The organism is Micromonospora marincola (assembly GCF_056150385.1).
Genome location: NZ_JAXCFT010000003.1, coordinates 1 through 12,551, shown reverse-complemented (window position 1 = coordinate 12,551; position 12,551 = coordinate 1). Strand labels below are relative to the sequence as shown.

General features: G+C 73.5%; 10 protein-coding genes. 5 read left to right on the top strand and 5 right to left on the bottom strand.

What is annotated here, in order from left to right; translation table 11 throughout:
- Positions 1-66: 66 nt before the first annotated feature.
- Complete coding sequence (locus tag SM450_RS08110) at positions 67-2,145, top strand: cellulose binding domain-containing protein (protein ID WP_474619637.1); 2,079 nt, start codon at positions 67-69, stop codon at positions 2,143-2,145.
- 8 nt (positions 2,146-2,153) lie between these two features.
- Here the strand turns inward: SM450_RS08110 and SM450_RS08105 are convergent, their stop codons facing one another.
- Both SM450_RS08105 and SM450_RS08100 read right to left on the bottom strand, forming a co-directional pair.
- Positions 2,154-3,005, bottom strand: a complete 852-nt coding sequence (locus SM450_RS08105) for a phosphatase PAP2 family protein (protein ID WP_474619061.1) — start codon at positions 3,003-3,005, stop codon at positions 2,154-2,156.
- Between the two features lie 91 nt (positions 3,006-3,096).
- On the bottom strand, positions 3,097-4,737 hold the full coding sequence (locus tag SM450_RS08100) for an MDR family MFS transporter (RefSeq protein WP_474619060.1): 1,641 nt from the start codon (positions 4,735-4,737) through the stop codon (positions 3,097-3,099).
- Positions 4,738-4,857: 120 nt separating this feature from the next.
- On the opposite strand from SM450_RS08100, the gene SM450_RS08095 reads away from it, so the two are divergent.
- A complete protein-coding gene (locus SM450_RS08095; RefSeq protein WP_474619059.1) occupies positions 4,858-5,448 on the top strand; it encodes a TetR/AcrR family transcriptional regulator in 591 nt (196 codons plus the stop codon).
- Between the two features lie 11 nt (positions 5,449-5,459).
- Here SM450_RS08095 and SM450_RS08090 read toward each other — a convergent pair whose 3' ends face one another.
- The 3 genes from SM450_RS08090 to SM450_RS08080 all read right to left on the bottom strand — a co-directional run bounded on the left by SM450_RS08090 (position 5,460) and on the right by SM450_RS08080 (position 8,913).
- Positions 5,460-6,146, bottom strand: a complete 687-nt coding sequence (locus SM450_RS08090; protein ID WP_474619058.1) for a class F sortase — start codon at positions 6,144-6,146, stop codon at positions 5,460-5,462.
- A gap of 7 nt (positions 6,147-6,153) precedes the next feature.
- Positions 6,154-6,945, bottom strand: coding sequence for a hypothetical protein (locus SM450_RS08085; protein ID WP_474619057.1), 792 nt, complete (start codon positions 6,943-6,945; stop codon positions 6,154-6,156).
- Between the two features lie 84 nt (positions 6,946-7,029).
- Entirely contained in the window at positions 7,030-8,913 is a 1,884-nt protein-coding gene (locus tag SM450_RS08080; protein ID WP_474619056.1) for a serine/threonine-protein kinase, read from the bottom strand.
- A 91-nt stretch (positions 8,914-9,004) separates the two neighbouring features.
- Between SM450_RS08080 and SM450_RS08075 the strand changes: the two genes are divergently transcribed.
- From SM450_RS08075 to SM450_RS08065, 3 genes are all read left to right on the top strand, one after another.
- Positions 9,005-10,321, top strand: coding sequence for a low temperature requirement protein A (locus SM450_RS08075; RefSeq protein ID WP_474619055.1), 1,317 nt, complete (start codon positions 9,005-9,007; stop codon positions 10,319-10,321).
- 33 nt (positions 10,322-10,354) lie between these two features.
- On the top strand, positions 10,355-11,416 hold the full coding sequence (locus tag SM450_RS08070; protein WP_474619054.1) for an SRPBCC domain-containing protein: 1,062 nt from the start codon (positions 10,355-10,357) through the stop codon (positions 11,414-11,416).
- A 377-nt stretch (positions 11,417-11,793) separates the two neighbouring features.
- Positions 11,794-12,551 (top strand): cellulose-binding domain-containing protein (locus SM450_RS08065; protein WP_474619053.1); only part of this gene is annotated, 758 nt, incomplete at its 3' end.

Sequence of the window (12,551 nt, the reverse complement as noted above, 5' to 3'; positions counted from 1 at the left end):
GCGCCGGCAGGCATCCGGGAGGACGGCGGCACCGACCCGGGAACCCGCCTCTCGAAGGACACCCCCATGTGGAGATCCCTGCCCCACGTACGCCGCTGGACCGCGTACGCGGCCAGCCTGCTGCTCGCCACCACCGCGCTCGCCACCGTCGAGGCGCCCGCCGCCGGCGCCGCCGCCGACCCGGTCGCGGTGACCGTGAACGCCCGCGCCGGGCTGGCCACCGTGCCGGACACCGCGCTCGGCGTCAACCACGCCATCTGGGACGCCAAACTCGGCAGCGCCGAGACGTCCGACCTGCTCAAGGCCGCCGGCGTGAAGATGTTGCGCTACCCCGGCGGCTCGTACGCCGACATCTACCACTGGAAGACGCACACCGCGCCGGGCGGCTACGTCGCGCCGGACACCGACTTCGACACGTTCATGGCGGCGGCCCGCCGGGTCGGCGCCCAGCCGATGATCATCGCCAACTACGGCACCGGAACGCCCGCCGAGGCGGCCGACTGGGTGCGCTACGCCAACGTCACCAAGGGCTACGGCGCGAAGTGGTGGACCGTCGGCAACGAGAACTACGGCAACGGCCTCTACGGGTCGGCCTGGGAGGCCGACGACCACGCCGACAAGAGCGCCACCCAGTACGCCAAACTGGTGATCGAGTACGCCGACGCGATGAAGGCGGTCGACCCGAGCGTCAAGGTCGGCGCGGTGCTGACCATGCCGGGCAACTGGCCCGACGGGATCACCGCCGGCGCCGACCCGGGGCCGTGGAACCAGACCGTGCTCTCCCTCGCCGGCCCGAAGATCGACTTCGTGGACGTGCACTGGTACCCGGGTGGCACCGCCGCCGAGTCGCTGGCCCGCACCAACCAGCTACCCGACGCCGCCTGGCTGCTGCGCCAGCAGATCTCCCGGTACGCCGGCGCGGACTCCGACCGGATCGGGATCAGCCTCACCGAGGTGAACGTCGACGCCGGCCGGAACACCCAGCCGGGCGCCCTGTTCCTCGCCGACGCCTACAGCGGCCTGCTGGAACAGGGCGTCTTCACGGTGCAGTGGTGGAACGTGCACAACGGCCTCGGCACCGTCTCCGAGGTGGCCGGGCAGACCGACTACGGCGACTTCGGGCTGCTCTCCAGCGGCAACTGCACGAGCGAGGGCGACGTCTGCCAGCCGCCGTTCAACACGCCGTTCGCGCCCTACCACGCGCTGTCCATGATGAACCTGTTCGCCCGCCCCGGCGACCAGTTCGTCCGCGCCGGCACCGACCAGCCGCTCGTCACCGCGCACGCGGTACGCCGGCCCGACGGCAGCCTGGCGGTCCAACTGCTCAACAAGGACCCGGACACCGCGTACCCGGTGGCTGTCGACTATGCCGGGTTCACCCCGGCGGACGAGGCGCCCACCGTGCACACGCTCACCAACGGCGCGACCGGGGTGAGCACCGACCGTTCCGGCAGCGCGACCACCCGGACGCTGCCGCCGTACTCCCTGACCACGCTCGTGCTGCGACCGGCCGGCGGCACGGCCGGGCGGCCGACCGCGCCGGGGCGGCCGACCGCGAGCGCGGTGACCGACCGCGCGGCGACCATCTCCTGGCCGGCGGCCACCGCGGGCGCCGCGCCGATCGCGAAGTACGAGGTGTACCGGCAGTTCGGCGCGGTGAGCGAGCAGCTCGGCGAAACCGCCGGCACCTCGTTCGCCGTGCGCAACCTCGAACCGGGCGCCCGATACACGGTGAACGTGCTCGCCCGGGACACCGCGGGGCGGGTCTCCTGGTCGTCACCGCCGCTGACGTTCGCCACCGGCAGCCCGGCCGACAGCGGCTGCGCGGTCCGCTTCCACAACGACACCGACTGGGGTAACGGCTACGTGGCGACAGTCGACGTGGTGAACACCGGCCCGGACGTGGTCGACGGCTGGACGCTGACTTGGACCTGGCCGACCGGTTGGCAGCAGGTGAGCAGCGGCTGGAACGCCAACTGGACCCAGACCGGCAGGGAGGTCCGGGTGACCCCGACCGCCGACAACCGCCGGCTCGCGGCCGACGGCGGGAGCACAAGCGCCGGCTTCGTCGGCGCGTACAGCGGGCCCAACGTGCCGCCGGGCGTGTTCCGGCTCAACGGCACGGTCTGCACCGTGCGCGGCTGAGCCGCAGGTCAGCCCCGACCGGGTGGTCGGAGCCGGGCGTCGGCCGCCGTCGGGACCATCGCGGTCCGGCGGCGGCCGGCGCGGCGCGGCAGGGGCACCACGTGCGGGCGCGGTGGTCCGGTCGTCGGCGGTGGCGCCGGCCGGGACGGCGCGACGGGTCGGGGCAGTGCGGCCAGGATCAGCGCGAGCAGGGCCACCGCGACAACCCCGTCGAGCCAGTAGTGGTTGCCGGTGCCGACGACCACGAGCATGGTGATCAGCGGGTGGGCCAGCCAGAGCCAGCGCCACCGCCCGGGGGTGACCGCCACCAGGGCCAGCGCCACCGCCACCGCCCAGCCCACATGCAGCGAGGGCATCGCGGCGTACTGGTTGCTGAGCTGGTCGGCCTCGGGCGGACCGTAGACGGTGGGGCCGTACCGGCGGCCGGTGTCCACCAGGTGGGTGAGCGCGGTCAGCCGGGGCGGCGCGAGCGGCACGCAGACGTGCAGCACGAACGCCGCGGCGGTGAGCGCCGCGAGGGCCCGCCGGAGCCTGAGGTAGTGCGCCGGCCGGCGCAGGTAGAGCCAGATCAGGCAGAGCACGGTGGCCGGGAAGTGCACGTACGCGTAGTAGCTGTTGGCCAGCCGCACCGGCAGCTCGTGCGCCAGCAGCGGCGCCTGCACGAGCGCCTCGTTCGGCAGGTGCAGCAGCCGCTCCAGCCACCAGATCCGCTCGCCGTTCGACAGCGCGGTGCCGGCCCGCCCGGCGACCAGTTGCCGGCCCACCTTGTAGGCGAGGAAGAGCGCCGCGACAAGCGCCAGCTCGCGGGCCGCCCGGCGCAGAGCGCCACCCCGTGTGGACGCGCCCTGCCTGGTCTGCACCCGCTCCTCCTCCTTCACCTGGTCCGTCCGCCGGCCGGCACGCACGCGCCAGGGCCGCCGCCGTGGTCGGCGACGGCCCTGGGGTACGGGCTCAGCGGCGGGCGTGTTCCTCCCGGCCGGCCGGGTCAGCACCCACCCCGTCGAACGCGGGCGCCCCGTCGACCGCGTCGGCGCCCACCGCCACCGATCGACCGACGTCCGGAAGATCGAGGCTGGAGCGAAGAGTAACGGGGCGAAGCAACAGCGCCGCAACGATGCCGACGACGGCGATCGCGGCCGAGATGAGGAAGATGTGCCCGGTGGCGTCCCCGTACGCGGCCCGGACGATCTGCCGTACCGGCTCGGGCAGCGCGTCGAGGTTCAACGTGCTGCTGCCACCGCTGCCGGAGGCGGGGATGCCGGCCACGGTGAGGTCGCGGGTGATCCGGTCGGTGACCTGCCGGGCCAGGATCGCGCCGAGCACCGACACGCCGATGGTGCCGCCGAGCGAGCGGAAGAAGGCGACGCTGGCGCTGGCCGCGCCGATGTCCTTGAGCGCCACCGTGTTCTGCACCGCGAGCACCAGGTTCTGCATGGTCATGCCGACGCCGACGCCGACGACGAACATGGCGACCCCGACGATGACCAGGGAGGTCTCGTGGTCGATGGTGCCCAGCAGCGCGAAGCCGGCGACGAGCACGATCGAGCCGAACACGATGTACGGCTTGATCTTTCCGCTGGTGGTGATCATCCGGCCGGCGACGATCGAGGAGATCAGCACGCCGCCCATCATCGGGATGGTGAGCAGGCCGGCCTCGGTCGGGCTGTAGCCGCGGCCGATCTGGAAGTACTGGCCGAGGAAGACCGCGCCGCCGAACATGGCCATGCCGACCGCGAGGCTGCCGAGGATGGCAAGCGCGGTGGTGCGCTCACGGACGATCGACAGCGGGACCACCGGCTCGGCGGCCCGCGCCTCGACCCAGACGGCGAGCGCCAGCAGCAGCACCGCGCCGCCGACCATGGCGCCGGTCTGCCAGGAGAGCCAGGCGAACGAGCCGTCGACGAAGGAGATCCAGATCAGCAGCACGCTGACCCCGGCGGCGATGAGCGCGGCGCCCAGATAGTCGATCTTGACGTTCTGCCGGCGGACGGTGGGCAGGTTGAGCGTGATCTGGAGCAGGAACAGCGCGATGATCGCGACCGGCACGCCGACGAAGAAGCACCAGCGCCAGCCGAGCCAGGAGGTGTCGACGATGAGGCCGCCGAGCAGCGGGCCGCCCACCGTGGCGAGCGCCATGACGCCGCCCAGGTAGCCGTTGTAGCGGCCCCGCTCACGCGGCGGGATCATGGCCGCGATGGCGACCTGGACCAGCGCCTGGAGGCCGCCGACGCCGATGCCCTGGAAGGCCCGGGCGCCGATGAGCTGTCCGGCGCTCCGCGAGAAGCCGGCCGCGACGGAGCCGACCAGGAAGACCACGATGGCGACCTGGATCAGCAGCTTCTTGTTGAACAGGTCGGCCAGCTTGCCCCAGATGGGGGTGGTCGCCGTGGCGGTGAGCAGGGTGGCGGTGACCACCCAGGTGTACTGCGTCTGCGAGCCGTTCAGCGCCCCGATGATCTTCGGCAGGGCGGTCGAGACGACGGTGCTGCTCAGCATGGCTACGAAGAGCACCAGCAGCAGCCCGCTGAGTGCCTCAAGCGTCTGCCGCCGGCTCATGGGCGCGGCCTCGGCCGTCGCGGTGGGTGCGCTCATCGCGCGTCCTCCAGGTGTGTCGGATAGGGTGGCCGCTTGGTTGCCTCAAGCAATCATCAGCAAAGGTTGCCCATTAGGCAAGTTTGCCCATTGAGAAAAGGATCACGTACGCTGGCCGGCATGGAGGAGTGCACCGGCCTGCGCGAGCGGAAGAAGGCGGCCACCCGCCTGGCGCTGCACGAGGCGGCCCTGCGCCTGGCCGTCGAGCACGGCCCCGACCGGGTCACCGTCGAGGCCATCGCCGACGCCGTCAACGTCTCCCGGCGCACGTTCTCCAACTACTTCTCCGGCAAGGAGGAGGCCCTCTTCCACGGCGACACGCTGCGGCTGCGCCGGATGCTGGCGCTCGTCGCGGAGCAGCCCGCCGAACTGCCGCCCTGGAGCGCGCTGACCCGGGCCGCCGTGGCCCAGGCCGACGAGAGCCACGACGACCCGGCCGAGCCCTGGCTGACCCGGCGCCGGCAACTGCACGGCCACCCGAGCCTGGTGGCCCACCAGGTCGCCGCGTACGCGGCGATCGAGCGGGACCTGTCCGCGGCGATCACCCGCCGGCTCACCGGCCCGGACGTGCCGCTGCGGGCACGCGTCCTGGCCGCCACGTTCCTGGCCACGCTCCGCGTCGCCGCCCAGCAGTGGATCGAGCACCCGGACACGCCCCTACGCGACGTGCTGCGCGACGTCCTCGCCCACGCCACCCCGGCGGCCGGATGAGCCGCCCGGGTTCACGCCGGCTGGGCGCGCGCGAGCCGCGCGTAGACGATGACGTTGTCCCGGTAGCTGTCCCGCTTCCGGTCGAACTCACCTCCGCACGTGATCAGGCGCAGCGCGGCGTGATCGGTCGGGCCGTAGACGTCGTCGCTGGGGAACCTGTCCTTCGGGTGCTGCTCGACCCGGGTGACGACGAACGTGGCGGTGCTCCCGTCGCGCCGCCGCACGGCCAGCGGGGTGTCCGGACGCAGTCGGGCCAGGTCGAAGAAGGAGCCCTCGCGCCCCTTCCAGTTCACGTGTCCGGCCAGCACCGCCGGCCCGAGAGAGCCCGGCGTCGGGGCCCGGGTGAACCAGCCGACGTCGGTCGCGCTGTCCGGCACCTGCATCGCGCCGTCCGGCCGTAGTCCGAGCGGGACGATCGGCGCGTCCACCCCCAGGCTCGGGATGCCGATGCGCACCGGCGGGGACGAGGCCATCAACGGCCCGCTGGTCAGCACGCCCGCCCGCCCGACGGGCGGCGGCGGCGCCGGAGCCGGACTCGTCGCCGCCGGGACCGTCACCCGCGGCGGGCTGTCGTTCCCACGGAACACCACCAGGCCGACGGCGACCGCGGCGGTGACGGCGAGCAGGGCCGCCCCCGCCGCGAGCACGGTGCGCTGACGGCGGGGGCCGGTGGCCGAACGATCCTGCGGGCTGTCCACGGCCGGCTCAGCCCTGCCGGCCGACGCGACGCCGCGCGACGACCAGGCCGGCCGCCCCGAGCAACGCCAACCCGCCCGCGGCGTACATGCCCATCGGGGTCGCTTCGGTGCTGCCGTCGCCGGTGGCCACCCCGCCGGCCGGTACGGAGCCCGCGGCGGCGCCGCTGACCATGCCGCAGGTGGCCGGGTCGGTAGCCTCCTCCGGGATGCCGTTCACGCCTACCGACTTGGCGAACGTGGACTCGCCGAGCGCCTCCATGTCGTACCTGCCGTTGCGGTTGGCGTCGATGCCGTGCTGCACCAGGTGCAGGTCCTTGAGGTGGTCGATGGTGCCGGCCGGAAGCTCGGCGGCCCTGATGACCCGGTCGTAGGTCAGCTTGCCCTGGGCGTCCGCCTTGGGCATCCGGTCCACCGCCAGCCCGCTGGCCCGGGTGGTGTCACCGGCGGTGGTGAGCGAGATGAAGATGTCGCCGTACATCTTCAGGCCCTCCTCGGTGCTGACGTAGCCGTCGCCGTCGGCGTCGGCGTCGGCGGACTTGTCCGGGCAGTGGAAGTCCATGCCGTTCACCGCGCCGTGGATGTGCTGCGCGTGCGGGGAGTTCGGGGTCATCCCGGTGGAGGTGATCCGCACCCGCAGGTCACCGCCGTCGGTCGCGGTCAGCGTGGCCGTGCCGCGAGCCCCGGTCTCGTTGAGGTCCAACAGGGCCACCCGGACGCTCTCGTCGGCGTGCGCCACCCCGGGGAAGCCGAGGACGAGCGCCGCCGCCGGCAGCGCCAGCAGGGTTCGGGACAGTTTCACGGTTTCTCCTCGTCGCCGGTCCCGGCACCCGCGCCGGGACGTGCCAGGCATTCGGAGCGGCGCGGCGACCGGATGGGTCGCGGCTCAAGCCGGCCGGCGGAAGCTCCCCAGCACGACCCGGTAGACCTCCTGCTCCGCCGACCAGCGGTCGTCGGCGGTGACCCAGACCAGCCGGTGCCGGCTGCCGGCCCCGGTTCCGTTGGCGACCAGGCGGCGAGCGTGCAGCCGGCCGTCGGGACCGTCCCACGTGTACTCCCACTCGGCCGCGCCGCCCGGCCGGATCACCGGGCCGATGCTGATCCGCTCGTATCCGGGCAGCCCGCCGGAGGCGCGCAGCCGTTCGGCCTCGCGCCGCCACAGTCCGCTCGGGTCCGCCACCCGGCCACCGGCGACCTGCACCCCCAGCACCCGAGTGCCGGCCGGGTCGCGCAGGCAGACCACCGCGCCGTCGACGTCGCGTGTCCAGCCGGCCGGCAGGCCGACGGCGAAGCCGACCCGGTCCCGGTGCCACACCCACCCGGTCGGCAGCCGGCCACCACCCGCCGGCGCCCGGCCGGCGGTCACCGGCGTCGACCCGGACGGCCGATCGAGACACGGCGCACCCGGCGCGGCGCCTGCCCCGACCGCCGCCGGACCCGTCCCGGCCGGCGTCGGACCCGTCCCGGCCGGCGGCCGGCCAGGCGCGGCGGAACCGGTCGCCGTCAGGGTCGGCACGGGCCCGGCCGCCGTCGGAGCCGGACCACCCACGACGCCGTCGCGCCACCCGCCGAGCGCGGTCCGCACGCCGGCGACCGCCACCCCGCCGGCCGTCGCCAGCGCCACCACCACCGTGGCCAGGGTGGCTGCGGAACGCCATCCGGTACGCCGGTCCGACCCGCCGGTCGGCACGCGCAGCGGCACGACATCGAGCTCCGGTACGACGGGAGTCCGGCGGACACCGTGACCACCGCCCGGCAGCGCCTGGGTGACCTCCGCCCCCGACGGCGGCGATCCCGTGATTTCCGCTGCCGGCAGCGATCCCGTGGTCTCCGCTGCCGGCAACGCCTGCGTCACGTCGGCGCCGGGTGACGGCGTCGGCGGCGTACCCGGTGGCCGGTCCGCCCCCTCAACGGACCGGAAGGGTGGGCGGAGCCGGCCGAACCCTCGGCGACCGTCGAGGCCGGCGACCCGGCGCAGCATCGGGGCCGCCTCCCCCGCGGTCAGCCGCTGCCGCTCGTCCCGGGCGAGCAGACCGGCGACGACTTCAGCGAGCGGGCCGGCGCGACGCATCCGGTCCGGAGGCTCGGTCGCCATGGCCAGCAACGTGGCCATGGTGCCGTCCCGGTGGTAGGGCGGGCGCCCCTCGACCGCGGTGTAGAGCGTGGCGCCCAACGCCCACAGGTCGGTGCCGGGTGAGGAGACGCCCCGGCGGACCCGCTCCGGCGCCACGTACTGCGGGGTGGCCGTGATCCCCCACGACCGGCTCAACGCCGCCGCCCCCTCGACCGCCGCCACGCCGAAGTCGCCGAGCAGCGCCTGCCCGTCGGTGGTGACAAGCACGTTGCGCGGGGTGACGTCCCGGTGCAACACCCCGACCCGGTGCGCCGCACGCAGCGCCTCCACCAGTTCGACCCCGAGGCGGGCCACCACCCGGGGCGGCAACGGGCCGTCGTCGGTGACGATCCGGTGCAGCGACCGGGACGGGACGTACTGCATGATGATCCAGGGCCGGCCGTCGGCGGTGATGACGTCGTGGACGCGTACCACGTTGGGGTGGTCCAGGCGGGCGGCGGCCCGCGCCTCGCGCAGCGTGCTGTCGTGCAACTCGGCGGTCTCCGGCGGCGACGCGCCGGCCCGCGGAAGTACCTCCTTGACCGCGACATCGCGGTCGAGCAACTCGTCCCGGGCCAGCCACACCCGCCCCATGCCGCCCTGGCCGACGCAGCGCACCAGCCGGTACCGCCCCACGCGCTCGAGATGGTCCGTCACGACTGGTGATTCGGCGCCGCCCCGGCAGCGGATGGGTGGCCTGACCACCAAATTCGGCCCGGCCCCTGAGCTGGGCTGACACACTCGGCCGGTGGGCGGTGACCGGTGGCGCAAGGGCCTCGGGCCCGCGGCCGAGGTCGCCCCGGCCACCCGGGTGGACAAGTTCGAGGTCTTCTTCGACCTCGTCTTCGTGGTGTCCTTCTTCCTCATCACCCGGGCCACCGCCGCCAACCTGACGCTGCGGGAACTGCTGCACGCGCTGCTTGTGCTCGCCGTGCTCTGGTGGTGCTGGGTGGTGCACAGCGCGGTGGCCGCCCGGCTGCGGCTGGGCGAGGGCTTCGTGCCGATCCTCATGGTGGTCGGCATGGTCGCGTTGTTCACGTTCGCGCTGGCCCTGCCGCAGACCTTCGGCGACCTGCACAAGAGCGCCACCGGCCCGATCCTGGTCACGGTCAGCTACGTGGTGATCCGGATCGTGCACACGTCGCTCTACTGGTACGCCACCCGCGTCGACCCACCGGCCCGACGCAAGGTGTGGCTGTTCCTGCCCGAGCTGCTGCTCTCGACCTGCCTGCTGCTGGTGGCCGCGTTGCTGCCGCCACACGTCGACCCGCAGAACGGACAGTGGCTGCGCGACGGGCTGTGGATCGCCGTCGTCGCGGTGCAGTACAGCAGCGGGCTGCTGGCCGGCACCGACGGTTGGAGGATCACCTCGGCCGAGCACTGGACCGAACGCTACGACCTGATCCTGATCATCGCGCTGGGCGAGTCGGTCATCTCGGTCGGCGTCGGCGGCAACCTGCTCGGCAAGCCGGTGACCTGGCCGGCCATCCCGGCGGCGATCTTCGGCATCCTGTTCACCGCCGCGTTGTGGTGGGCGCACTTCGACATGATCGGGCCGGCCGCCCGGATCGCGCTGCACGCCGCCAGGGGCCATCCCCGGGTGGCGATGGCCCGCGACGCGTACGCCTACCTCTACCTGCCGATGATCGCCGGGGTGATCCTGTTCGCGATCGGCGCGGAGGAGCTGGTCCGGACCGTCACCGACCCGTCGGGCGGGGCGGCCGAGCGGGGCCACGGGCCGGCGGCGCCGCTGCTCTTCGTCGGCGTGATGCTCTACCTCGCCGCCAACATGGCGTTCCAGTGGCGCACGCTGCGGACCCTGTCGTGGACCCGGGTCGGCACGCTTGTCGCGCTCGCGGTCGCGCTGCCCGTGGGCCCGCACCTACCGGCGCTCGGCGCGCTCGGGCTGCTGACCGCGATCTGCGTGGCACTTGTCGCGGTCGAGCTGGTGGTCTTCGCGGATGCCCGCGCCGCGCTGCGACGACTGGTGCACCAGGAGCGGGTCAGCGCCGAGGAGCGCGAGGCCGCCTGGCGGGCCCGGTGGCGCCAGGATGGGACGGAGTGACCCAATACTTGACAGAGGCCCTAGAGTCTCCGCGTGATCGAGATCGTCACCGAGGTCGACCTGTCCCATCCGTCCGCCCGGATCTGGCAGGCGTTGACCGAACGGGCGCTGCTGGCCAAGTGGTTCGCCGAGAGCACGTCGGAGGACGACCGTTGGGTGCTGGCGACCGCGGGGCTGTCCGGCTACCAGGCCGACACCGAGGTCGAGGTGGTCGAGCTGCGCGTCGCCCAGCGGCTTGTCGTGCGGTGCCGGGAAGCCGGTCGGGCCACCCGCCTGGCCTGCGACCTGGTCCCCACCGCGCACGGCACCCGACTCTCCGTGCGCGAGGTCCTGGAGGAGGGCGACTGGGACGCCGACGCCCGCGCCGCGCAGCACGGGCAGGCGGTGACCGGACGCCTGCCGGCGATCCTCGACTGGCTCGCGTTCCAGGAGGTCGACCTGCGCCGCGCCGAGGGCGGGCTGACCGCGGAGATGCCTGTGGTCCGGTTGCTCGGCGACAAGCGCCGCCGACCCGGACGGCGGGTGCTGCTGGCCGCCGGCGCCGTGGTGCTGCTCGGCGCCGCCACCGGGGCGACACTGTGGACGAACCGGGACACCCCGTCCGCGTCCGACGCGCCGCCGCCGTCCCCGCCGCCGCTGGTGATGCCCTCCGCCACCGCCAGCGCGTCGCCCCGGCCCACGCCCGCCCGGCCCACGCCGAGCGCCAGCCGCCGCAGCACCTCGCCGTCACCGTCGGCGTCCCCCTCCCCCAGCCCCACGCCGAGCCCGACGCCGCCGGTCGCCGTTCCGCTGACCGCGACCTACCAGACCGTCACCGACCGGGTCTTCGGCTATCGCGGCGAGGTGGTGCTGCGCAACCCGGGCCAGGTCCCGCGCCCGGAGTGGACGGTGACGGTGACCATCGGCGACAACGCCACCGTGGGCTCGGTGGACGGCGCCGAGGCGGCGCAGGAGGGCGCGGTGGTCACGTTCACCGGCGCCGAACTGCCGCCCAACGGGTCGGTCACCATCAGCTTCGACATCCGCGACCCGGACCCGCTGCACAACGCTCCGGCCGCCTGCGCCACCGACAACACCCCCTGCACCACCCCCTGACCCACCCCACCCTGACCCGCCCCGCCCCGCGCCGCCCCGCGCCACCGGCGCGTTGATCATGAACTTGGCGGCTCCTTTTGTCTAACTTGTCGCCGCCCACTTCATGATCGCCCCGCCCAGGTCCTCGGGCGGTCACAGGCGCACCCCAGCCGGGCGGTGTTCCTGACGTCGGCTGTGGCAGCACGGATCAGCGGGGCGGGCGATCCGGAGGGTGCGGGGTCGGGGGTCCGGCCGGGGATCGCCGGGCGTCTTCTTAAGAATTTCCCCCATTGAGCGCATGGGAGCGCTCCCGTAACATACCTGACGCGGCTGTTAACGTTCACAACACAATCATCCCCGCGAATGCACCGGCCGCCACCACCACAGGAGGAAGCGTTATGCCTAGATTTAGGGCCGCCAATGTCGGCCTGGCTTCGGCCGGGGCCGTGCTGCTGGCCACGACCGGCGTCGTCGCGGCGCTGCCGGCCGGCGCCGCAGCGGCCGGATGCTCGGTGAAGTACACCGTGTCGTCACAGTGGGGCGGCGGATTCGGCGCCGAGGTCGCCATCACCAACCTCGGCGACCCACTGTCGAGCTGGACGCTCAACTGGAACTACGGCGCCGGACAGAGCGTCACCCAGGCCTGGAACGCCACCGTCACCCAGAGCGGCGCCGCCGTCACCGCCAAGAACGTCAGCTACAACGGCTCCATCCCCACCAACGGCACCACCTCATTCGGCTTCAACGGCGCCTGGACCAGCAGCAACCCCGCCCCCACCAGCTTCACCCTCAACGGGGTCACCTGCACCGGCGGCACCACCGAACCAACCACCTCACCAACCAGCTCGCCGACCACGTCGCCGACGAACTCACCCACGCCCACCCCGCCGCCGACGACCACGCCGCCGCCGACCGGCACGTGCAACCTGCCGTCGAGCTACCGCTGGTCCTCGACCGGCGCGCTTGCGCAGCCCAAGTCGGGCTGGGTGTCGCTGAAGGACTTCACGGTGGTGCCGTACAACGGCAAGCACCTGGTCTACGCCACCACGCACAACACCGGCTCGTCGTGGGGCTCGATGAACTTCAGCCCGTTCACCAACTGGTCGGAGATGGCCTCGGCCAGCCAGAACGCCATGAACCAGGGCACCGTCGCGCC